The organism is Myroides phaeus, from assembly GCF_009799805.1.
Lineage (GTDB): Bacteria > Bacteroidota > Bacteroidia > Flavobacteriales > Flavobacteriaceae > Flavobacterium > Flavobacterium phaeum_A.
Window position 1 is genome coordinate 150368 of the sequence record NZ_CP047050.1, and the last position, 24506, is coordinate 174873.

General features: G+C 32.6%; 22 protein-coding genes. 10 read left to right on the forward strand and 12 right to left on the reverse strand.

Annotation, left to right across the window (positions count from 1 at the left end; translation table 11 throughout):
- The first annotated feature begins 46 nt into the window (after nucleotides 1–46).
- Complete coding sequence (locus GQS07_RS00620) at nucleotides 47–1396, forward strand: DEAD/DEAH box helicase (protein WP_158209206.1); 1350 nt, start codon at nucleotides 47–49, stop codon at nucleotides 1394–1396.
- 133 nt (nucleotides 1397–1529) lie between these two features.
- Here GQS07_RS00620 and GQS07_RS00625 read toward each other — a convergent pair whose 3' ends face one another.
- The 6 genes from GQS07_RS00625 to GQS07_RS00650 all read right to left on the reverse strand — a co-directional run bounded on the left by GQS07_RS00625 (nucleotide 1530) and on the right by GQS07_RS00650 (nucleotide 9822).
- Nucleotides 1530–2894 (reverse strand): nucleoside permease, encoded by a 1365-nt coding sequence (locus GQS07_RS00625; protein ID WP_158209207.1) that lies wholly within the window; start codon nucleotides 2892–2894, stop codon nucleotides 1530–1532.
- Between the two features lie 83 nt (nucleotides 2895–2977).
- Nucleotides 2978–3664: a (d)CMP kinase gene (gene cmk / locus GQS07_RS00630; protein ID WP_158209208.1), complete on the reverse strand. Its 687-nt coding sequence runs from the start codon at nucleotides 3662–3664 to the stop codon at nucleotides 2978–2980.
- A 288-nt stretch (nucleotides 3665–3952) separates the two neighbouring features.
- The gene (gene lon, locus GQS07_RS00635) at nucleotides 3953–6424 is read right to left on the reverse strand and encodes an endopeptidase La (protein WP_158209209.1); all 2472 of its coding nucleotides are present in this window, start codon (nucleotides 6422–6424) and stop codon (nucleotides 3953–3955) included.
- 200 nt (nucleotides 6425–6624) lie between these two features.
- Nucleotides 6625–7581: a hypothetical protein gene (locus tag GQS07_RS00640; RefSeq protein WP_158209210.1), complete on the reverse strand. Its 957-nt coding sequence runs from the start codon at nucleotides 7579–7581 to the stop codon at nucleotides 6625–6627.
- Nucleotides 7582–7642: 61 nt separating this feature from the next.
- Nucleotides 7643–8947, reverse strand: coding sequence for an MFS transporter (locus GQS07_RS00645; RefSeq protein WP_158209211.1), 1305 nt, complete (start codon nucleotides 8945–8947; stop codon nucleotides 7643–7645).
- Nucleotides 8948–9006: 59 nt separating this feature from the next.
- Nucleotides 9007–9822, reverse strand: coding sequence for a M48 family metallopeptidase (locus GQS07_RS00650; protein WP_158209212.1), 816 nt, complete (start codon nucleotides 9820–9822; stop codon nucleotides 9007–9009).
- A gap of 279 nt (nucleotides 9823–10101) precedes the next feature.
- Here GQS07_RS00650 and GQS07_RS00655 point away from each other — a divergent pair, with 279 nt between their 5' ends.
- Together GQS07_RS00655 and msrB are read left to right on the forward strand one after the other, a co-directional pair.
- Nucleotides 10102–10974 carry an alpha/beta hydrolase gene (locus tag GQS07_RS00655; RefSeq protein ID WP_158209213.1) on the forward strand — a complete coding sequence of 291 codons (873 nt, stop codon included), beginning with the start codon at nucleotides 10102–10104 and terminating at the stop codon, nucleotides 10972–10974.
- A complete protein-coding gene (gene msrB, locus GQS07_RS00660; protein WP_158209214.1) occupies nucleotides 10974–11450 on the forward strand; it encodes a peptide-methionine (R)-S-oxide reductase MsrB in 477 nt (158 codons plus the stop codon). The genes GQS07_RS00655 and msrB overlap by 1 nt, the downstream gene beginning before the upstream one ends.
- A 712-nt stretch (nucleotides 11451–12162) precedes the next feature.
- Here the strand turns inward: msrB and GQS07_RS00665 are convergent.
- A complete protein-coding gene (locus GQS07_RS00665; protein WP_158209215.1) occupies nucleotides 12163–12894 on the reverse strand; it encodes a biotin--[acetyl-CoA-carboxylase] ligase in 732 nt (243 codons plus the stop codon).
- 98 nt (nucleotides 12895–12992) lie between these two features.
- Here GQS07_RS00665 and rsfS point away from each other — a divergent pair, with 98 nt between their 5' ends.
- The 7 genes from rsfS to GQS07_RS00700 all read left to right on the forward strand — a co-directional run bounded on the left by rsfS (nucleotide 12993) and on the right by GQS07_RS00700 (nucleotide 18571).
- Nucleotides 12993–13364 (forward strand): ribosome silencing factor, encoded by a 372-nt coding sequence (gene rsfS, locus GQS07_RS00670; RefSeq protein ID WP_090407460.1) that lies wholly within the window; start codon nucleotides 12993–12995, stop codon nucleotides 13362–13364.
- An 18-nt stretch (nucleotides 13365–13382) separates the two neighbouring features.
- The gene (ftsH, locus tag GQS07_RS00675; protein ID WP_158209216.1) at nucleotides 13383–15347 is read left to right on the forward strand and encodes an ATP-dependent zinc metalloprotease FtsH; all 1965 of its coding nucleotides are present in this window, start codon (nucleotides 13383–13385) and stop codon (nucleotides 15345–15347) included.
- Between the two features lie 114 nt (nucleotides 15348–15461).
- Nucleotides 15462–16073 carry an LUD domain-containing protein gene (locus tag GQS07_RS00680; RefSeq protein ID WP_158209217.1) on the forward strand — a complete coding sequence of 204 codons (612 nt, stop codon included), beginning with the start codon at nucleotides 15462–15464 and terminating at the stop codon, nucleotides 16071–16073.
- Between the two features lies 1 nt (nucleotide 16074).
- Entirely contained in the window at nucleotides 16075–16863 is a 789-nt protein-coding gene (locus GQS07_RS00685; RefSeq protein WP_158209218.1) for a phosphatidate cytidylyltransferase, read from the forward strand.
- Between the two features lie 3 nt (nucleotides 16864–16866).
- The gene (locus tag GQS07_RS00690; protein ID WP_158209219.1) at nucleotides 16867–17517 is read left to right on the forward strand and encodes a phosphatidylserine decarboxylase family protein; all 651 of its coding nucleotides are present in this window, start codon (nucleotides 16867–16869) and stop codon (nucleotides 17515–17517) included.
- 3 nt (nucleotides 17518–17520) lie between these two features.
- The gene (locus tag GQS07_RS00695) at nucleotides 17521–17787 is read left to right on the forward strand and encodes an acyl-CoA-binding protein (protein ID WP_158209220.1); all 267 of its coding nucleotides are present in this window, start codon (nucleotides 17521–17523) and stop codon (nucleotides 17785–17787) included.
- Nucleotides 17780–18571, forward strand: coding sequence for a superoxide dismutase (locus GQS07_RS00700; RefSeq protein WP_158209221.1), 792 nt, complete (start codon nucleotides 17780–17782; stop codon nucleotides 18569–18571). The genes GQS07_RS00695 and GQS07_RS00700 overlap by 8 nt, the downstream gene beginning before the upstream one ends.
- Nucleotides 18572–18626: 55 nt before the next feature.
- Here the strand turns inward: GQS07_RS00700 and dnaB are convergent, their stop codons facing one another.
- The 5 genes from dnaB to tgt form a co-directional block, all read right to left on the reverse strand.
- Complete coding sequence (gene dnaB, locus GQS07_RS00705) at nucleotides 18627–20183, reverse strand: replicative DNA helicase (RefSeq protein ID WP_158209222.1); 1557 nt, start codon at nucleotides 20181–20183, stop codon at nucleotides 18627–18629.
- 135 nt (nucleotides 20184–20318) lie between these two features.
- Nucleotides 20319–21272, reverse strand: coding sequence for an acetyl-CoA carboxylase carboxyltransferase subunit alpha (locus GQS07_RS00710; RefSeq protein ID WP_090407450.1), 954 nt, complete (start codon nucleotides 21270–21272; stop codon nucleotides 20319–20321).
- A gap of 63 nt (nucleotides 21273–21335) precedes the next feature.
- Nucleotides 21336–22229: a DMT family transporter gene (locus GQS07_RS00715; RefSeq protein WP_158209223.1), complete on the reverse strand. Its 894-nt coding sequence runs from the start codon at nucleotides 22227–22229 to the stop codon at nucleotides 21336–21338.
- Nucleotides 22216–23289, reverse strand: a complete 1074-nt coding sequence (locus GQS07_RS00720) for an LptF/LptG family permease (RefSeq protein WP_158209224.1) — start codon at nucleotides 23287–23289, stop codon at nucleotides 22216–22218. The genes GQS07_RS00715 and GQS07_RS00720 overlap by 14 nt, the downstream gene beginning before the upstream one ends.
- 41 nt (nucleotides 23290–23330) lie before the next feature.
- On the reverse strand, nucleotides 23331–24461 hold the full coding sequence (gene tgt / locus GQS07_RS00725) for a tRNA guanosine(34) transglycosylase Tgt (protein WP_158209225.1): 1131 nt from the start codon (nucleotides 24459–24461) through the stop codon (nucleotides 23331–23333).
- Nucleotides 24462–24506 lie beyond the last annotated feature (45 nt).

The window sequence follows — 24506 nt, forward strand, 5'->3', positions numbered from 1 at the left end:
TATGGCAAAAAAATAAAATGTATCTTTGCCCAAATATCAAAGATGTATGAATACTTTCGAGCAATTTAATCTACCGAAAGCTTTAGATAAAGCCCTTAACGAGCTAAATTTCAAATCTCCTACCCCTATTCAAGCTAAATCTTTTCCTGTTATATTATCAGGTAGAGATATGATGGGTATTGCACAAACTGGTACAGGTAAGACATTCGCTTACTTATTACCTATTTTAAAGCAATGGAAGTTTGCCAAATTTGAAACTCCAAGAGTTGTAATCATTGTACCTACACGTGAGTTAGTGGTGCAAGTAGTTGAAGAAACAGAGAAACTTACTAAATATATGTCAGTTCGTACACTTGGAGTGTACGGAGGTACAAATATCAATACACAACGTAAAGCTGTTTACGAAGGGGTGGACATCCTTGTAGGAACACCTGGACGTATGATGGACCTTGCATTAGACGGGGTACTTCGCTTTGACAACTTACAGAAGTTAGTTATTGATGAATTTGACGAGATCTTAAACTTAGGTTTCCGTACTCAGCTAACATCTATTTTAGCAATGATGAAAAACAAGAAACAAAACATCTTGTTTTCTGCTACAATGACAGAAGAAGTTGATGAAATTCTTGATGACTACTTTGAATTCCCTGAAGAAGTTTCTTTAGCCGCTTCAGGTACTCCATTAGAAAAAATAGACCAACAAGTTTATGTAGTTCCTAACTTCACTACTAAGATGAATTTATTAATGCATCTATTAAGTGACAAAGAGGTATATAACCGTGTTCTTATTTTCATCAACAGTAAACGTCTTGCTGATGTAGTAATGGAGAAATTAGAAGAAGCTTTCCCTGAAGAATTTACTGTTATTCACTCTAATAAGTCTCAGAACTTCCGTATGCGTTCTATGGCTGAATTCCAAGCAAGTGAGTTAAGAGGATTATTAACAACTGATATTATGGCGCGTGGATTAGATATTTCTGATATCTCACACGTTGTTAACTTACAGTTTACAGAGTCTCCTGAGCAATATATTCACCGTATTGGACGTACAGGTCGTGCAGACAAAGAAGGTATCGCTATTTCATTCGTTGACCCTAAAGAGGAAGAAATGAGATTGGCTGCTGAAGAATTGATGGAAAGAGAACTTAGAGAAATGGAAATTCCTGAGGAAGTCGAGATCTCTGATAAATTAATGGAGTTTGAAAAATCAAAACTAAAAGCAAAGCAACTTGTAAAAGTTAAAAAGCCTATTGAAAAAGGCGCTGCTTTCCACGAAAAGAAAGACAAAAACCAAAAAGTAAACTTAGGAGGTCCTGGTAAACGTAAACCAAGAAAAACTAAACCAAGAAATAGAGCTGTTGAAGCTAAAAGAGCTGCTAAACGCAAGGGTCTATAGTAGATTCTATCACATAAAAAAGCCTCGTAAACATAAGTTTACGAGGCTTTTTAGTTTTATTTTATCTCATTAAAAAAGGATTGCTAATTGTAAAAATCAGCAAGCCTTTTCAATATCTAAACTCCTATAAAGATTACATATTAATCTCTTCAGGATTGTGTTTATGTTTAAATGTAACTGCAAATAGAATTGCAATAGTCAACGCATAAGCAGCAAAAGTCAACCAGATATGTTCCCAATCTCTAATTTCAATTACTGTACTTAATGTACCGTCAGTTAAAACAGAAGATCCCTTCTCTGCAATCATAGATAATAATGTTTTATTATCTGTTGTTGTATCTAAATAGGTAGCTAAACTACTTACATCTGTAAAGCGTTGTAAGAAGTATACATCAATAAGACGTCCTGCTACTAAGTTACCTAATACAGCACCAAACCCATTAGTCATCATCATAAATAACCCTTGAGCCGATGAACGCATTGAAGAATCAGTAGATCCCTCAACAAATAAAGAACCTGATATATTAAAGAAGTCAAATGCCATTCCATAGACAACACAAGACATAATAATCATCCATAATCCTGTACCTGGATCTCCTAATCCTAAGAAACCGAATCTTAATACCCAAGCAAACATTGATAACAACATTACTGTTTTGATACCATATTTTTTAAGGAAGAAAGGAATAGCTAAAATGAATAACGTTTCAGAAACCTGAGAAATTGACATAATGATTGTAGAATACTTTACAACCAATGAATCAGCATACTTTGGGAAAAACTTAAACTCATCTAAGAAAACATCTCCATAAGCATTTGTTAGTTGCAAAGCAGCTCCTAAGAACATTGAGAAGAAGAAGAACAATGCCATCTTGTAGTTTCCAAACAATTTAAAAGCATTTAATCCTAACATCTCCATTAATGAACCACTTTCTTTCTCTCCTTTTGGTTCACATTTAGGTAATGTAAAAGAATACAATCCTAAAAGAATTGCTCCTACACCTGCTATATAAAACTGATACTCGGTTGCTTTATTACCTGTAAGGTTTGTCATCCACATTGCAGCAATAAATCCTATTGTACCAAACACACGAATCGGTGGGAAGTCTTTAACAACGTCAAAACCATTTCCTTTTAATACATCATAAGAAATAGAATTACTCAAAGCAATAGTAGGCATATAACAACACATTGCTACTAACATCACCCAAAAGAACGTTCCTGGATCGTCAACTTGAACTAAACCGAATAAAGTAACCCCATAAAGAATATGCAAGATACCATATAATCTTTCCGTATTAATCCATTTATCTGCTACTATCCCTGCAAGTGTTGGCATAAAAATAGAAGCAATTCCCATTGTTGCGAAAATGATACCGAATTGACTACCACTCCACTCTTTTGTTCCAAACCAATAGTTCCCTATTGTGATTAACCATGCTCCCCATACAAAGAATTGCATGAAGCTCATAAACGTCAATTTAATTTTTATATTCATTTCTGTTTTATTATATCAGTCTTAACAAATTTAAAGATAAAATACTTTTATTTATAGTTTACAAAGTACTTTAAATCAACTCTCTACTTAATTTTATTTTGCGCTAATTCTAAAATTAAGTCGAATTGTTCCTCACGAGTAAGGTTTGAGTTATCAACCTCAACTGCATCTACAGCCATTACAAGTGGAGAATCTGCTCTTGTTGTATCAATTTTATCTCTTTCTACAACATTTTTAAAAACATCTTCAAATTTGATTGTCTCATCTTTCACAATTAACTCATCAAAACGACGTTGAGCCCTAATCTCAGGAGAAGCAGTCATAAATATCTTTAATTCTGCATCTGGAAAAACGACAGTACCAATATCTCTACCATCCATAACAACACCTTTAGATTTACCTAAGTTTTGTTGTTGTTCAACTAATTTTCTACGCACTTCTGGTATTTCAGCAATTTGACTTACAAAATTAGATACTTCCAATGTTCTAATGATGTCCTCTACATTACTGTGATTTAAATAAATTTCAGCAAACCCACGCTCTGGATTATATTCAAAATGAAGTTCAATTAAATGAAGGGAATCTATCAATGCCTCTTTGTCAAAATGACCTTCTTTAATAAAGCCTTTTCTCATGGCGTATAAAGTTACTGCACGATACATAGCTCCTGTATCAATATAAACGTAACTCAGTGATTTTGCCAATGATTTTGCCAATGTACTTTTCCCCGTAGATGAAAAGCCATCAATCGCTATGGTGATCTTTTTCAAATTGAAAAATTTAAAATTAATTTCTGTTTTTACTTAATGTCAAATATAACAGATTAAATCACGTTTTCACACTTTTAATATCAATATAACTACAAACAAACAATAGTTCATTTTATGCAATATTCTTAGTTGCTACTAATGCTTTCTAATAAAGATTTTGACAATTGTTTACAAAGGTAAAGTAATATAAAAAATTACGCACTAAAATATGAGAATAACACCAGCTCATTAAACAAAAAAAGCACCAGATGAATTATCTGGTGCTTTTAAATATATAGCATAAAGAGGTTATTTTGCTTTTACAGCTTCAAACTTCTTTGCATTCTTTACTTTTTGATCAGTAATTGCTAATTCAATTACTTCTTCCATACGATCTACATAGTGGAATGTTAATCCTTTTAAATACTCTTCTTTTATTTCATCAATATCTTTTCTATTGTCTTTACACAAGATAATTTCCTTGATATTAGCTCTTTTAGCTGCAAGTATTTTTTCTTTTATTCCTCCTACAGGTAATACTTTCCCTCTCAATGTAATCTCTCCTGTCATCGCTAAGTTCTTCTTTACTTTTTTCTGTGTAAAAGAAGACACCATAGAGGTTAACATTGTAATACCAGCACTTGGTCCATCTTTTGGTGTTGCTCCTTCAGGAACGTGAATATGTATTTTATAATTATCAAGAGTCTCTTGAGCAATACCTAATTCATCTGCGTGAGCCTTAATATACTCAAGTGCAATTGTAGCAGACTCTTTCATTACGGTTCCTAAATTACCCGTAATAGACAAATCACCTTTTCCTTTAGAAACAATAGACTCAATATACAGAATATCACCACCAACACTTGTCCAAGCTAAACCAGTTACAACTCCTGCTACATCATTATTCTCATATTTATCGCTTTCAAAACGAGGTGTTCCTAATATCTTACGAATATCAGCTTCTGTCATTTTTACATTGTACTCTTCTTCCATTACAATGCTCTTAGCAACACCACGAGCAACGTGTGCAAGCTGTTTATCTAAACCACGTACACCAGATTCTCTTGTATAATTTGAAACGATAAACTCCATTTGTTTCTTGCCAATTGACAAGTCTTTAGTTGTTAAACCGTGCTCTTTCAATTGTTTTGGCAACAAATGCTGTTTCCCTATTTCTACCTTCTCTTCAATCGTATATCCTGTCATTTCAATAATCTCCATACGATCACGCAATGCAGGTTGAATAGTTCCTAAGTTATTAGAAGTAGCAATAAACATAACTTTAGACAAATCATACCCCATTTCTAAGAAGTTATCATAGAAATCAGAGTTTTGTTCAGGATCCAATACTTCTAACAAAGCAGAAGAAGGGTCTCCATTATGACTTGATGACAATTTATCAATTTCATCTAATAAGAAAACAGGGTTTGACGTTTTAGCCTTTTTAATACTTTGTATAATACGTCCTGGCATAGCACCAATATACGTCTTTCTGTGTCCTCTAATTTCAGCTTCATCTCTCAATCCACCTAAAGAAATACGAACATACTCCCTACCTAAAGCATTCGCAATAGAACGCCCGATAGATGTTTTACCAACCCCCGGAGGTCCGTATAAACATAAAATAGGTGATTTTAAATCATTTCTTAATTTAAGAACTGCCATATGTTCAAGAACACGCTTTTTAACGTCTTCAATTCCGTAATGGTCTTTATTTAAAACTTTATCTGCATTTTTTAAGTCAAAGTTATCTTTAGAATACTCCCCCCAAGGTAACTCCAATAACAACTCTAAATAATTGCGTTGAATACCAAACTCAGCAACTTGAGGATTCATTCTTTGAAATTTCATTAATTCCTTCTCAAAGCGTTCTTTTACCTCTTTACTCCATTTCTTATTCTTAGCTTTTTTACGCATTTCCTCAAACTCTTCTTCATTTGAAAAGCCTCCAAGCTCTTCTTGAATAGTTTTCATTTGTTGATGTAAGAAATACTCTTTTTGCTGTTGATCAAGATCAATGCGAACTTTACTTTGAATATGATTGCGTAAAACAAGTTTCTGCAATTCTAAATTCATTTCTTTTAAAGTATCAAGTCCTCTATCTTTCAAATTATCAATACACAATAAGTTTTGCTTTTGTTCAACTGTCAAACTAATGTTTGAAGAAATAAAATTGATTAAAAAAGACTTACTATCAATATTGTTAATTGCAAATGAAGCTTCTGAAGGGATATTAGGATTCTCTTTTATGATTTCTAACGAAAGTTCTTTTATCGAATCTACAATAGCTACAAACTCTTTATCTCCTTTTTTAGGTTGAGTTTCAACTCGTTCTTTGATAGTTGCCTTCATAAAAGGCTCCTCTTCTACCATTTCAACAATATCAAAACGTTTTTTACCTTGTAAAATCACAGTGATATTTCCATCAGGTAGCTTTAATAATTTGATGATACGTGCAACTGTTCCTGTATGATAAATATCGTTAACCGTAGGGTCATCTACATCTTCATCCTTCTGGGCTACAACACCTATTATTTTATCTCCCTTGTTTGCTTTATTCAGTAATTCAATTGATTTATCTCTTCCTGCTGTAATAGGAATTACAACCCCTGGAAACAATACCATATTTCTCAATGGTAAAATAGGGATTTCTAAAGGCATTTCTTCATTATTCATTTCCTCTTCATCTTCTGAAGTCATAATTGGAATAAATTCAGAATCTCCATCAACAAAATCTTGTAACGACAAATTGTCCAGTGTTATTATTTTTTGATCCGCCATATTTATATTTACGTCATTTTGTCAGTTATAGCCATATAATATTGTGTATTAATCCTACACCATACAACGTAACTAACTGATAACCAACAAAAAATTAATTTATAAGTTATAATCTCTATTTAACATTCCAATCTTTATGCCATAAAAAAATCCTTACAAATAGTGTAAGGATTTAACAACTTAACCTATTAGGAAACAAGCTATTTCGTTTCATTTGTTTTTTCAACCTTCAAAAAAGAGAATTCCCCTTCTGTTACCCTGATACTCACATCCTTATCATCTTCTTTAAAAAGAACCAAATCAAAAGTTCCTTTTAATCGTAAAGGCTCTACCAAATTTTGAGTATCATTTTCAACATCTTCAACAATCAAATATGAATCCTTTCTATTTTCTTCTAAAGAAACATATTTAACTCCTTCAGGTGAAGTATATACAGCCTTAAAAGTATCTTGTTCATACTTAGTATTAGACTTTAAAGCCAAACCCTTTGTAAACGTAATAAAAAGAGACTGTGTTTTACCAACTTCATCTGTTCCTGAAATCACAAGACTATTATCATCTATCGCAATATTCTCTTTTGAATTTTGCATTGGCTCATCACCAATAAAAGCATCAAAATATGTTTTTTCTAATCTCGAATACGGGATGTTTGAAAAATCACCCGTAATAGGGAATGCCTTTAAATTAGGGTTATCTGAATTCAATGGAATCATACTTTTAATATCAATTCCTCCATTAACTACTCTTGCATTTTTATTAATATATGACATAGAAATAATACCTGTTACCCAATTAGGACGAAGTGTATCTTTTGTAGTGTACTCAGTATCATCTTTTTTTGAATAATAAGTTGATTCATTTACATTAGTAGGAAAATTCCCTTGTACAAACTTCTTAATATTCACAATCAAGTAATCCTCTCCTGTTTCTCCTAAATTGTCAACTCTTAAAGTAAATTCTCTATTTTTATCTACAGTAGCTATAATTTTCTCACGCTCCATATAGTTCTCTCCTTCGATATTTAGATTTACTAATGGTTTACCTACCATAACATTGTTTTCTAACAAAGGGTCTATCTTTTCATTATCACAAGAAACAAAACCTAAACCTGCTATTAATAAACAACTTGCTACAATATATTTATATCCTTTTTTCATCTTTCAATTCTTTCTTTTATAAAAAACTTTAACAAATTTACAATAAAATTACTATCATCTATTAAATCATTCTCTTATTTGGCACTCTTAACAGTAAAACAAAGCCTATTGCAAAGAAAACAATTAAGAATAATATCGCATTTTGCATTTTGCCAGTTATATCACTCACCAAGCCATACATTGCCATTCCTAATACAATACCTAACTTTTCTGTTACATCATAAAAGCTAAAAAAAGAGGTTGTATCAGTTGTATCAGGAAGCAATTTAGAATATGTAGAACGAGATAATGATTGAATTCCTCCCATTACAAGCCCAACAAATCCTGCTGCAACATAAAACTCATTTGGCGTTTCAATAGTATAAGCATAAACACATATAAATATCCATAACGCATTTAAAACACAAAGCGTATAAATATTCCCTATTTTTTTTGACATCCCCGAAGTTGCATATGCTCCAAGTATAGCCACTAATTGAATTACTAAAATACTTAATATTAACCCTGTAGTACGCTGACTATCTGTCTCCCAAGCGATTTCTTTTTCTCCAAAATAAGCAGCAATAACCATTACTGTCTGTACCGCCATACTATAAACAAAAAAAGCAACTAAATATCGTTTCAACGAACTATACCCACGTAACTCCTCCCATACTTTCTTTAATTCTCTAAAGCCCTTAAAAAAAACGGATTTAGTTATTTTTTTATCATTCTTAAAATCTGGCAAGTATTTAAAGGTGTAGATACTAAAGCCTATCCACCAAATTCCAACTAATAAAAAAGAATAGCGCATTGCAGTCATAGCTGAATCAAAACCAAAAGTTTCGTGTTTCATTATTAACAACAAATTGAGCAATAGTAAAATGACACTTCCTACATACCCCATAGCATAGCCTTTAGCACTAATATTATCTTGTTGGTTTTGAAAGGCTATATCAGGTAAATAAGAGTTGTAAAAAACAAGACTCCCCCAAAAACCGATAAGTCCGAACATATAAAACAATAAACTGAGTAGAATATAGTCTAAGCTAAAAAAATAGAGAAGCATACAAGAAATAGATCCTATTCCACAAAAAAGCTTCATAAAGAATTTCTTATTCCCAAGGTAATCTGCTATTCCTGATAAAAATGGAGAGATGATACAAACAATTAAAAAACCAATTGCTGTGATATAACTGATAATAGACTCACTTTTAATATCAAGTCCGAAAATAAGAAAACGATCTAACTCTCTCTCCCTAAACAAAGCTCCATAGTAGAGGGGAAAAATAGATGACGAAATAACAAGTGCATATACAGAATTAGCCCAGTCGTAAAATGCCCAAGCATTTAACAACTTCTTATCTCCTTTTACAAATTGAGTCATAGTACAAGTGCTTAACAAAAAAATAAGCTACCTAATTAGGTAGCTTATTTAATAAAATATTACTTGTTGAAATATACACCAAATTTTGCAGCTTCTGCTTTTGCTTCTGGAATTAATTTTTTAAGGTTTTCAATACGCTCATGGTTACTCGGGTGAGTACTCATAAATGAAGAACCTCCATCTCCTCCTGTTTTAGCAGCCATACGAGACCAAAACTCTACAGATTCTTCTGGATTATATCCCGCAATTGCCATTAATGTTAATCCTATTTTATCAGCTTCTGTTTCATTAGCACGACTAAAAGGTAACATTCCTCCTACTTGTGATCCATATCCATAAGCTGCTGCCCAAGTTTGTTTTGCAATAGGACTTGAGTTTTGAGTTAACAAATCAAGTGCGATTGCACCACCTTGCTGAAGCATACTTGCACTCATACGTTGTTGTCCGTGATTTGCTAATGCGTGAGATACTTCGTGCCCCATTACAGTTGCAATACCAGCATCTGTTTTACAGACTGGTAATATTCCTGTATAAAATACAATCTTACCACCAGGCATACACCAAGCGTTTAACTCTTTATTATCTACCAAATTGTATTCCCAACGATAGTCATTTAAATAAGAACCATGACCATTTGCTGTTAACCATTTCTCGGCTGCAGCTTTAATTCTTGTTCCTACTTCTTCAATACGTTTTGCATCTTTTGTTCCTTTAACAGCTTTATTCTCTTTCAAGAAATCATCATATTGTTGGAAAGCCATAGGAAATAAATTTGCATTTGACTGAAACGCCATTGTTTTTTTTCCTGTAAAAGGATTAGTAGCACAAGCTGCCAATAATAAAGCACTACCTGCTACAAAAAATACTTTTTTCATACCACCTATTTTTTTGTCAAAAATAATAGGATTTAGCAATATAAAAAACTTTTACTTCGCATTTATTATTGTCTTACTTACTCAGTATGATATCAATATCGGCAAATAATTATCTTTAAAACACCTTTATTTAAACAAAACTGATTCATTTATAACATAATAAATATCCAAATTTGGAAATGATAACGCTTTAAACTGCAATAAATGAGAATATCACCAAATAGTAGGCTTGCATAGTACTTTAATTTTGTAATTTTACAGCATTACAAGATTATTATAATGCAAAATCAAAAAACAAAACAATCGCTTGAAATACCTAAAAGCATAATAGTAATAGGAAAAACACTACAACTATTTTCAAATAATTTAGCAACTCGTTTTGCTCAAAATTTATTTATTACTCCTCTTAAATTTAAACCACCAAAAAGAGAGAAGGAAATGCTTGATAAAAGTGTTGTAACTGAAATAGCTGTACCTAAATTAAAGAAAGATATTTTTGTATACCAATATGGTACAAATAAAGCTGCTACGAAAAAAGCTCTTTTGATTCACGGATGGAATGGTAGAGGTACGCAATTAATCACAATAGCTAATATGCTAATGAGACAGGGCTATGACATCGTAAGTTTTGATGCACCTGGACACGGGAAATCGCCAAAAACGAAAACAAATATGACTGAATTTATTGCTTCTGCCTTTGAAGTAGAAAAACAATTCGGTCCCTTTGATTTAGTAATCGGACACTCTCTTGGCGGAATGACTACTATGAATGCTTTAAAAGATGGCTTTAAAGCTAAAAAAGCAGTAATCATTGGAAGTGGTGACGTGGTTGAAGATGTAATAGATGACTTCGTTGAACAAATTAAACTAAAACCAGTTATTTCTAAATTAATTAAACAACGTTTTGAGAAACAGTTTAATCAAACAATGGAAAGCTATTGCGTACACAATGCTGCTAAAACAATTAAAATACCTCTATTGATCATACACGACGAAGATGATTTAGATGTACCCGTAAAGGCTGCTTATCAAATTAAAAAGAATGCTGTTGACGCACAATTAATGGTAACACAGACTTTAGGTCATAGAAAGATTCTTGGTGATAAAAAAGTAATAGAAAGAATTAAAGACTTTATTCAAGATATAGAATAATGAAATATTACCTTTTCTTATTTATGATATTATCTTTGATAGCTTGTAAAAACACAACGTATCAAAATACACCAATTATGAAGAAAGATACAACTACGACTGAAGAACAATGGCAACAAGCATTGACTCCAGAACAATACTATGTATTAAGACAAAAGGGTACAGAAAGACCTTTTACAGGAGAGTACAATGATTTATTTGAAAAAGGAAGCTATCACTGTGCTGGATGTAATCAAAAACTTTTTGATTCGGACACTAAATTTGATAGTCACTGTGGTTGGCCTTCATTTGACAAAGCAATCAAAGGTTCTGTTGAATATATTAGAGATACAACTCACGGTATGATTAGAACGGAAGTTGTCTGCTCTACTTGCCACGGGCACTTAGGTCACGTATTTCCTGATGGTCCACAAGAAACAACTGGCGAAAGATATTGTATGAATTCAATTTCTTTAAAGTTCGTTTCAGAAAAATAACATTATTTCTTACAAAACAGAGATTAATATAGTAGTCTACTATATTAATCTCTGTTTTTTTTGCATCATAACTGTATTATCTACTTAGTAAATGAGATTAACTATAAATCATTACCAAAATAAGAAATACAAACTTTCGTTCTTCTCATAAGATTATTAAAGCTCTTTACACTACATTTCTTCTAAGTAAAAAACATTATACACAAGTCTATTTATCTTAGATAATTAAAGAATAATCTATTTTCTTTAATTAAAACTTTTCTCTTTTTGACTAAAAACAGTCTAAAAAAACCTTTTTTCAACTCATTTTAGCTAAAAAAGTAGTAAAAAAGACTTACTTATCATCGCTATATAAAAAACAGAAATAACAAACTATAAACCAACAACTTACGTAATTAAAAGAAAAACACCTCCTCAAATCCAGATAGATAACTAACCCTAACATTTACAAGGCTTAGAGCACTATTGTCTGACAATCATCCGACTATTGTCCGACATTACTGAGCTGAGAAACATTTTGTCGAACAATAGTCGGACAATACTCAGAGCATTGTCCAACGAAACTATAATTTCCTTACTAAAATACACACTTACAAAATAAAGTATTGACTTTTTTCAATGTAAAAATGATGCTTTTATATTAATACAGAAAAGTATTTTATTGAGTCTTTAGAGTAAGAGAAGAACTCTCAAAAGGAAATTAAAAATCTCTTTAATACAACATTTTTATTTCTTTCATCCCAAATTCTTGAATGCTATCATCCTCTAACTGAATACAAAGCAATCCATATTTAGTTACTCCTTTTATAATACCCATAAAACGAGTATTATCAATATTTTCAAATACGGTAGGCGTATTTATACGATATAAATGAGAATGGTATTCGTCCCATAAAAAGTCACCACCTTTACTAAGATATTGTTCGCTATAATATTTCAATTCATTCACTATAGTATATAAGAGAACATCTTTATCAGTTTTATCACCAGTTAACTTAAATATTGAACTTGCTTGTGGAAAATCATCAAAGCTTTCTTGATTAACATTGACACCTATACCGACAATAGATTGAGTCTCTCCATTAGCTTTAATGATGTTCTCTATCAATATGCCACATATTTTCTTATTATATGACAAAATGTCGTTTGGCCATTTTATATAAAATGGCAGGTTATAAGTTTTTTTTAAAGCTTGATAAACACTCAAAGCGACCATCACGTTTAAATCAAAAACGTATTCTGGAGAAGACAAGATATCCTTCATTAAAACACTAAAGCTTAGACTACTACCCACTTCAGAAGTCCAAGTACTTCCCCTTTGTCCTTTACCAGCGAATTGATTTTCTGCCGAAACAACGGTGAGGTTTTCTAAGTTAGAAACTGTAAGTAAGTCTTTCAAATAGGTATTAGTAGACCCTATGGCATCGAGTTTGATAATATTCATACAAAATTATTATAGTCTATTCAGAACGGTTTCATTATATTTGGAACCAAATTTAGCTAACATTACATTTAATCGCGAATAAATAAGAAATAAAATAAATGGCAGACAAGAATATCAACAACGACGAATTGATCGCAAACATTATCAAAGGAATTGAATCAGTTAAAGGAGAGAACATTAAAATATTAGACTTAAGAGAGATTGACAATACTCCTTGTGATTATTTCATTATTTGTGAGGGAAATTCAAACACACAAGTCAATGCCATAGCTGGTGCTACACAAAAAATAGTATCAAAAGAACTTCACGACAAACCTTGGCATATCGAAGGTGAAGTACAAGCAGAGTGGATATTAATGGATTATGTAAATGTTGTAGTTCATGTATTTCAAAAACATATACGTGAATACTATAACATCGAAAGTCTATGGGGAGATGCTAAAATCACCACTGTTGAAAGCCAATATTAATCACTAAAATTATTTTTCATGTCTGATAATATGAAACCTAATCCAAAAAAATCAAGATTTAATCCTTGGATACTTTATGGAAGTCTCTTAGTGATTATTCTTGTAATTAACTTCCTGACTAATGGAAGTAATTTTGGAGACTCAAGACAATTGGGTTTATCAAAATTATATGACTATTTAGAACAGGGATATGTAGAAAAAGTTGATTTCAATCGCACAGTAGCAAAAGTTTATTTAACTGAAGAAGCGTTACAACAAGAGGAATTCAAAGATTTACAAAAGAAAAGTATCCTTGGTAAAGGAAACACAGGACCACAATTCCTAACTGACATTGGTAATTCTGAGATTTTTCAAACGAAGCTTGACAAAGCTAAAAGTGAAGATAAATTAGTAGAATATAAATCAGAACCTGACAGTAATTGGGGAGACTTATTAATTAGCTTCTTGCCGATTGTTATCATCATAGGTTTCTGGTTATTTATGATGAGAAGAATGTCTGGTGGCGGTGGCGCTGGTGGCGGTGGCCAAATCTTTTCGATTGGTAAATCTAAAGCAAAACTTTTTGATGAGAAAAACGACATCAGAGTAAGCTTTAAAGATGTTGCAGGATTGGAAGGGGCTAAAGAAGAAATTGTAGAAATTGTAGAATTTCTTAAAAACCCAGAAAAATATACTTCTATTGGAGGTAAAATTCCAAAAGGAGCTCTTTTAGTAGGACCTCCAGGTACTGGTAAGACATTATTAGCGAAAGCGGTTGCAGGTGAAGCGAAAGTTCCTTTCTTTTCACTTTCTGGTTCTGACTTCGTTGAAATGTTTGTAGGAGTTGGTGCTTCTCGTGTAAGAGACTTGTTTAAACAAGCGAAAGAAAAATCTCCTTCAATTATCTTTATTGATGAGATTGATGCTGTTGGTCGTGCACGTGGTAAAAGCAACTTCTCTGGTTCAAACGACGAAAGAGAAAACACATTAAACCAATTATTAACAGAAATGGATGGTTTTGGTTCTAATACTAATGTTATTGTATTAGCTGCAACTAACCGTGCTGAAATATTGGATAAAGCTCTTTTAAGAGCAGGACGTTTTGACAGACAAATTTATGTTGATCTACCAGACGTTAAAGAACGTGAAGCTATCTTCAACGTTCACTTAAGAAACATTAAAAAAGTAGATAACTTAGATATTGATTTCTTATCTAAACAAACTCCAGGATTCTCTGGTGCTGATATTGCCAATGTTTGTAATGAGGCTGCATTAACTGCTGCTCGTAAAGACAAAAAGCAAGTTGATATGCAAGATTTCCTTGATGCAGTTGACCGTATCATTGGTGGTTTAGAAAAGAAAAACAAAATTATCTCTCCAGAAGAAAAATATGCTATCGCTATTCATGAGGCTGGACACGCTACTGTAAGTTGGATGTGTGAACATGCTGCTCCATTAGTAAAAGTAACAATCGTTCCTCGTGGACAAAGTTTAGGTGCTGCTTGGTACTTACCTGCGGAAAGACAAATCGTTAGAACAGAACAAATGTTAGACGAGATGTGTGCTACAATGGGAGGACGTGCTGCTGAAAAAATTATCTTTGATAAAATATCAACTGGTGCATTAAGCGACTTAGAGAAAGTAACTAAACAAGCAAAAGCAATGGTTACCATCTACGGATTGAATGAAAAATTAGGAAATATTACTTACTATGATTCATCAGGACAAAATGAATACGGTTTTGGTAAACCATATTCTGAAGAAACTGCAAGAATCATTGACCAAGAGATTTCATCTTTAATTGAAGGACAGTACGAACGTGCACAATCTATCTTATCTCAAAACAGAGAAAAGTTAATTCAATTAGCTGATTTACTTTGTGAAAAAGAAGTAATCTTTAAACAAGACTTAGAAGATATATTTGGCAAACGCCCATTTGACAAAGAAGGGGCAGTTGAAATAAATATCTCAGAAGAAAACAAACCCGAGCAAACAGAAGAATAATCTTCTACATAAAGCACAAATACTAAAAATCTTAACCTAAAGGCAACTTTAAGTTAAGATTTTTTTTATCTTTGAATACTTATAACCAAATTATTTCATCGGAGTAAAGTTGACATGAATTTTTTAAAGAAATTAATTAAAGTTTTTCAGCCTTCAGTTCCTGAAGTAGAGCAGTCTACTCCAGAAAGAAGTCAGTATCTTCCAGAGGAGAAGATGCCGGTAGATGAACTATTTACTGTTAATTTTAAAGAAAATGGTGGAAAGTTTCTTTATTGTGAATCAAATGAAGATTTAACAGAAACTTTTGTAAATATACTTTTAGAAAATGACTGGTTTGAAACAGAAGCATTAAGCTATGAAACACAGTTATATCCTCTTTTAGATGAAAATAACGTTAAGTATATCAACGTTAAACAACCTACATTCTTTTTCTCTACGTGCGAGAGTTTAATTGCTGAAGATGGCTCTATACTATTCTCTGGTAAACAATTAAAAGATAACAAAGCACACCATTTACCTTTAAACTTGATTATAATAGCTAAAACAAGTCAAATAACAAGAACTAAAAGTGATGGCCTGCGAGAAATAAAACGAAAATACGGAAGTGCACTACCAAGCAATATCACAGCCTTCAACTGCTTTAAAGAAGCACCTGTTGAAGCGGATTTCCTTAGCTATGGTAGATCGCCTAAAAATTTATACCTATTACTTTTAGAAGATTTATAATATGTCAGAATCAGTTACTCGTGCAATATCAGGTGTAATCTACATTGCGCTATTGATAGGAGCAACTCTATACTCTCCCCTTACTTTTGAAATCCTTTTCGGTTTCTTTATGTTTGTTGCTTCTTTTGAATTTGCAAAACTTATAAAGTTACCTAAGTCCTTATCTATGATAATAGCTTTAATAGCTATTTCGTGTGTGTTTTGGGACAGAGATATTATGCCTATAAATGCTATCGCAATCTTTGCTGTAGTAATCTTATTAGCCTTATTAGCGGAATTATTCACTACACGAAAACCTAATAGATCATTCCCTATTAAAATCATAATCTTTTTAGGTTACATTATAGCAACTTTTACAGCTATATTATATCTACCTTTCGTTAGAGGTGAATATACCCCTAATATTATAATTGGAATGATGATTTTAATATGGACAAATGATACATTTGCCTATATCGTTGGAAAGAAAATTGGGAGAAATAAACTATTTGAAAGAATTTCACCAAAGAAAACTATTGAGGGTTTTGTAGGTGGTTTAGTGTTCAGTATCATAGCAAGTATCATATTAAGTCAATTTTTTGACTTTTTTAGTATGATAGTTTGGATAAGTAGTGCTATTTTTGTCAGCATTTTTGGAACCATTGGTGATTTAGTAGAATCACACTTCAAAAGAGAAGCTGGTGTCAAAGATAGCGGTTCAATAATGCCAGGTCATGGTGGTATATTAGATCGCCTTGACAGTGTTATATTTGTAGCACCATTTTTGTATTTAATTTATCAAATATTATAACCTATGTTTCACAAAGAAGGAACGAAAATTATTTTTTACTCATTAGTAGTAGCTGTAGGATTAGTCGTTTTAGCTGATGTATTAATTGATATCGACTGGATAAGAATGATCGTACAATCAATTGTACTTATATTCTTAATCTTAATACTTCAATTTTTCAGAAACCCTAATAGAAGTGTTACTCCAAATGACAATACTGTTTTAGCACCTGTTGATGGAAAAGTAGTTGTAATTGAAGAGGTGTACGAACCAGAATATTTTAAGGAAAAAAGACTTATGGTTTCTATCTTTATGTCTCCTTTAAACGTACACGTAACGCGTTATGGGCTGAGTGGATTAATTAAATACAGTCAATACCACGCTGGTAAATATTTAGTTGCTTGGCATCCTAAAGCAAGTGAAGAAAACGAACGCACTACTGTTGTAGTAGAAAACCCAGTATTTGGAGAAATTATGTATAGACAAATCGCCGGTGCTTTAGCAAGACGTATTGTAAATTATGCTAAGCCAGGTATGAAAGTCGTTCAAGGTACTGATGCTGGATTTATTAAATTTGGCTCAAGAGTAGATTTATACTTCCCTATTGGAACAAAAATTGAAGTAGCTTTAGATCAAAAAGCAGTTGGAAATAAAACAGTAATTGCACAAAAATAAATAATGAGCAATTTAGATATAGAATTTAAAGAAGCATATAAACGTATTTCAGAGGAAGCTAAAAACCTTCCTGCTGATGTAATGTTACGCATATATGCCTATTACAAACAAGCTACAAACGGATTAAGTCATAAAGACTTTGAAGAAATGTCATTTGACATTAAAAAGGCCTTTAAGTTTAATGCGTGGACACAAGTAAGTCATTTATCAATGACTGAAGCTAAAGAGGAGTATATTAAAATAGCTAAAGAGATATTTAAAAATGATTAAGCTTAAACGAAATATTGCAATTTTATTTTGTTCTAACTTATTGTTATTTTCTTCTTGTGGACATAAAAACGACCTAACAGAAGTTGAAATACCAGAAAGAGAAGCTTTTAATATTCAGAAAAGTGATTTCCCCGATCCTGCTACTATCAAAACTAAGCAAGGTCCTTTTGAAATGCGCGGATTACCATATAACTTCAATGATTTTGAAGTTATAGTAAAACCTGAAACTGCTTTCATTCATTTTGACAAAGTTCATTTAGACTATGCAAATCGACTAAATACAGCCGTACACGGAACTCCTTTTGAAAAAGATGAGATAAGTACTTTAATAACGCGTATCGATAGTAGATACTCTAATTTGAAAAACTTTTCTGGTGCTTATTACAATCACAATATTTTTTGGCAATCAATTAATCCAAAAAGTGAAAGTAAACCGAATGAAACCTTAGCTAAACTGATTGTTGAATCTTTTGGCTCAATAAACGAATTAAAAAGCGAATTCGTTAATAAAGGAAATGCTTTAGTTGGATCAGGTTGGATATGGCTTACTATTTTACCTAATGGAAAATTAAGTGTTGTAACCACATTAAACAATGATAGTCCTAATATGCCTGAATTGCAATTAGGTAAACCTTTATTAGGAATAGATTTATGGGAGCATGCTTATTTTGACACTTATAAAAATGACAAAAAATCTTACATTGAAACTTGTTATAAATATTTCAATTGGGATACAGCAAATAAAGAATTTATAGTTGATGTAGAATCAACAGAAGCAAACTAAAAAAGGCAGATATCATATGATATCTGCCTTTTTTAGTCTATTATAATTACTCCTTTTAAAAAGGAACATCATCATCGTTAAAATTATTGTTCGCTGGACTATTAAATACTTGTGAAGCTGGAGGGAGAGTATTAGTTAGGTTTTGCCCATAACCTTGGTTCCCTTCTTCATTCATTGCTGATGAAATAAAGCCTGTTCCAAAACTATCTTCCTCAAGATTATCAAACTTACCAAATTGTCCTAAGAACTTCAGTCTTATGTTATCTAATCCACCATTTCTGTGTTTTGCTACAATAAATTCAGCTTGTCCTGCAGTTGGACTTCTTTCTTCATCATCCCATTCTTCAATTTTATAGTACTCTGGTCGATAAATAAACGATACAATATCCGCATCTTGCTCAATCGCCCCAGACTCCCTTAAATCGGATAATAAAGGTCTTTTTGACGTACCACGCGTTTCCACAGCACGCGATAACTGAGATAAGGCAATAACAGGAACATCAAGCTCTTTTGCTAATGCTTTCAAAGTACGTGAAATAGTAGAAATCTCTTGCTCACGGTTTCCTCCTCCTTTAGAATTACCTCCTGCAGTCATTAACTGCAAATAGTCAATAATAATCAACTTAATACCGTGTTGTGAAGCTAAACGTCTTGCTTTTGCACGTAAATCGAAAATAGACAATGAAGGCGTATCATCAATAAATAAAGGTGCACGTTCTAAGTCCTTTACCTTCACGTTTAATTGTTCCCACTCGTGCTTTTCTAATTTACCTGTACGTAGTTTTTCTGATGAAAGACCTGTTTCAGATGAAATCAAACGAGTAATCAACTGTACAGAAGACATCTCTAATGAAAACACAGCTACACCAGCTCCTGAATCAATCGCGATATTACGTGCCATAGACAAGACAAAAGCTGTCTTACCCATACCAGGACGAGCAGCAATAATGATCAAGTCACTTGGTTGCCATCCAGATGTAAGTGCATCAAGTTTATGGAATCCTGTTGGAAGCCCACTTAACCCCTCTTTTGTACTAATTTCTTCAATTCTCTTTTTTGCCTGAGCAACAAGAGACTGAGCTGTCTCTGAACTCTTTTTAATATTTCCTTGAGTAACTTCATACAACTTAGACTCTGCTTGATCTAATAAATCAAACACATCACTTGTCTCGTCGTATGCATTCTCAATAATTTCATTTGAAATGCGAATTAAACTTCTCTGAATGAACTTCTGTAAAATGATACGTGAGTGAAATTCGATATGTGCTGAAGACGTAATTTTCTGAGTTAAGCTAACCAAATAGTAATCCCCTCCTACTAAATCAAGTTTTCCATTTTTACGAAGTTGCGTAGAAACAGTTAACAAGTCAATAGGTTGGTTACCTACGAATAACTGATCAATCGCTTCAAAAATATGCTTATGAGCATCTTTATAAAAAGCATCTGGCTGTAAAATATCAATTACCTCATCAATACCTTTTTTATCAATCATCATTGCACCCAATACAGCCTCCTCTAAATCAACTGCTTGAGGTGGTAACTTTCCTTTTTCCAGAGAAACGATCTCCTTAGAAAAAGACTTCATTGGTCTAAAATCTTTAGCTTGCTCCATATCGCAAAATTACACCTTTTTTAAGTATTACTCAACCCAAATATATAAATCAAATAGTTAATTATATAGTCAGGGTATTAAAATAAAAAATCCGAGACAATGTCTCGGATTCAGTTTTATTATCTAAATTTTGAATTAGTCTCTGTATTCTCCCATTTCAAAATATTTCTCCATACGATTAGCTAAAAGCTTTTCTGTTGGTACTTTCTGTAAAGAAGCATAAGTGTCTACAATGTATTTCTTAACACTTGCAAAAGTCTCTTCTCTATTAGTATGAGCTCCTCCAAGAGGTTCTTTAATAATATCGTCAACTAACTTATTTTTCTTCATATCAAAAGAAGTTAATTTTAAAGACTCTGCTGCTTGCTCTTTATATTCCCAGCTTCTCCATAAAATTGAAGAACATGACTCTGGTGAAATAACAGAATACCAAGTATTTTCAAGCATCGTTACTTTGTCTCCTACACCAATTCCTAAAGCTCCTCCTGAAGCACCTTCACCTACAATAATACAGATGATTGGCACTTTAATACGGAACATTTCGAAAATATTACGTGCAATAGCTTCTCCTTGTCCTCTTTCCTCTGCTTCTAAACCAGGATATGCTCCAGGAGTATCAATCAAAGCAACGATTGGAATATTGAATTTCTCTGCCATTTGCATTAAACGTAGAGCTTTTCTATATCCTTCAGGATTTGCCATTCCGAAGTTTCTAAACTGTCTCGTTTTAGTGTTGTAACCTTTTTGTTGACCAACGAACATAAAACTTTGATCACCGATTTTACCTAAACCACCTACCATTGCTTTATCGTCTTTTACATTTCTATCTCCGAAAAGTTCTAAAAATGTATCTCCACATAATGCTTTGATATAGTCCATAGTATAAGGTCTATTTGGGTGTCTTGACAATTGAACTCTTTGCCAAGCCGTTAGATTCTTATATATGCTCTTTTTGGTTTCTTCTAATTTCTTCTCAATTTGTTTGCAAGTCGCTGATACATCAACATCAGATTCCTCTCCTATCAACGTACATTTACCCAACTGCTCTTCAAGCTCTTTAATTGGAAGTTCAAAATCTAAATATTCCATTTATGATTAAGTTTTAATTTCAATTACGAATTACAAAGATAAAACAATCCTCGAATAGATAAGCTATTTGAGACTAAGTTTTCTCTTTTTTCTATTTTTTACTATCGCATTTAACACAACAGTACTCAGTATTAATAAGGCTCCAACATAAAATTCGGAGTTCATTTTTTCACTATCCTTAAACAATAAAACCGCTAATAAAATACCATAAACGGGTTCTAAATTAATAGTCAACATCACGGTAAAAGGCGTTAAAAACTTCATTATATAAACAGAGCCTAAGAAAGCAAATGCTGTACAAAAAACTCCTAAAATGAAAAGCCAAAACCAATCCGTCAAACTTACTGTAAAAAATTCACTTGTAAAACTCCCTGTAAAAAGAAGAAATACTGATAGTATTAGCAGACCTCCTAACATCTCATAAAATGTGATAATTGGTGCTGCTGTATGTTTAACTAACTTGCTATTAATGATTGAAAAAGTGGCTGACAAACAAGCAGATGACAATCCTAAAACTATCCCCTCTACATACTCTCCACTTACACTAAATATTAAAGCTAAGGCACAGATAACGATAAAGCCAAACAATACTTCGTATCCAATTATTCTTCGTTTAAAAAAGATTGGTTCCAATATAGAAGCAAAAAAAGCTCCTGTGGATAAACAAGCTAATGTAACAGAAATATTAGAAACTTTAATTGCCCAAAAGAATGTCAACCAATGCAACGCAATGACTAATCCTGCTCCAAAAAACTGAAGTATCTTTCCTTTTGAAGCTTGAAGTGTTTGTCTTTTAAACAAAAACATAATCCCTAAAGTAACGACAGCTATTAAAATACGATACCAAACTAATGGCAACGCTTCTAAGGTAATTAAATGCCCTAAAATTGCTGTGAATCCCCATATAAAAACGATTATATGAAGATAGATGTAACTTTTTATATTATCTGCGAGCATTGCGTAACAAAAAGATTGCTAAAATACCAAATACTATATTCGGAAACCAAACTGCAAATAATGGAGGAATACTTGACGCCTCTGCAAGCGTACCAAATATTTTGTCAAAAAACACATAGATAAAGGCTAAAGCAATACCAATTGCTAAGTTAACCCCCATTCCTCCTCTTCTCTTCATTGAAGATACAGATACAGCAATAATCGTCAAGATAAATGCAGAAACAGGAATACTATATTTTTTATACAATACTACAAGATAGGTATTGATATTAGAAGACCCTCGCATCTGTTCTTTTTCAATAAAACGTTTCAGTGGTCCCAATTGCATTGTTTCAGCAGCATAAACTACAGGCGTTAAATCGTCAATATCAAAATCTAACGTCATATCTTTTTGCTCTGCCTTTTCAAGCTGATCTTCTCCTTCTCCTACATCTCTTTTAAAATAATCATACAACGTATAATTCTCTGTTTCTGGATTCCAAACAATACGGTTTGCTGTCGTTTTTGACACCAATTTATTCTCGTCAAAAACCTCCATTGAGAAGTTATAACCTGTTTTTGAATTATAATTAAAGTTACTTACGTAGATAAACTCATTCGCACTAATCTGTCTATAAACATTCTGACTCTCGCGAACCTCATCTCGTTTAAGGTATTTATATCTAAAATCGTTATAGCCCTGACTTGCCTTTGGAACAATAAAAACAGACATTATTAACGCAAATAAAGAAACAAATGTAGCTCCTACTATATAAGGTCTTAAAAAACGAGTAAAAGAAATACCCGAACTAAGAATAGCTACAATCTCTGTATTATTTGCCAGTTTTGAAGTAAACCAAATAATAGATATAAACAGGAAAATAGGAAACAACATGTTAGCAAAATAAATTGTAAAGTCAAGGTAATACAATAGTATCGCCGAAACCGGTACTTTATTTGCTAACATCTTGTTGATTTTCTCAGAGACATCAATAACGATTCCAATCGGTACAAAAAGTAATAACATTACAAAAAATGTTGCCAAATACCTTTTAAGTATATACCAGTCTATAATCTTCATACGAATCTAATTTGATGCTCTTAAAATATTTTAAATAACGTTTATAAACGTTGTCCTAATTGTTTTACCATTTTGTTTTTCCACTCTGTGAAAGTACCAGCTAAAATCTGACGACGTGCTTCGCGTACTAACCACATATAGAAACCTAAATTGTGAATTGTTGCGATTTGTTTCCCTAAAGACTCATTCGCAGCAAACAAGTGACGTAAATATGCTTTTGAATATTCTGTATCTACCCAAGTGTACCCATTCTCATCAATCGGTGAAAAATCATTTTCCCACTTCTTGTTTTTCATATTGATAGTACCATTTGCAGTAAACAACATTCCGTTACGTGCATTACGCGTTGGCATAACACAGTCAAACATATCTACTCCTAAAGCAATATTCTCTAAAATATTAATTGGCGTTCCAACCCCCATTAAATAACGAGGCTTTTCTTTTGGTAAAATATCAGTTACCAACTCCGTCATTGCATACATTTCTTCTGCTGGTTCTCCTACTGACAATCCTCCAATAGCATTTCCGGCAGCTCCAACATTAGCGATATACTCTGCTGATTGCTGTCTTAAATCTTTAAATGTACTTCCTTGTACAATTGGAAATAACGTTTGAGAATACCCATACATTTCAGGTACTTTAGCCAAGTGATCAACACATCTGTCTAACCAACGGTGTGTACGATGCATAGATCTTTTTGCATATCTATAATCACAAGGATAAGGCGTACATTCGTCAAATGCCATAATGATATCTGCACCAATTGTTCTTTGAACTTCCATAACACTCTCTGGAGAGAAGAAATGGTAAGAACCATCGATATGAGATTTAAACTTTACTCCCTCTTCTTTAATCTTACGATTTCCAGAAAGAGAATAAACTTGAAATCCACCACTATCCGTTAAAATATTACGATCCCAGTTCATAAACTTGTGTAATCCTCCGGCTTGTTTAAGAATCTCCATTTTAGGTCTTAAATAAAGATGGTACGTATTTCCAAGAATAATATCTGGATTTACCTCTTCTTTAAGCTCTCTTTGGTGAACTCCTTTTACCGAAGCAACAGTTCCTACTGGCATAAAAATTGGCGTTTCAATAACACCGTGGTCAAGCGTAACTTTCCCGGCACGAGCACGAGAATTAGCGTCTGTATGTAATAAGTCGAACTTCATATTAATTATTTACAACTGGCAAAGATAAAGCAAAACAATGGATGC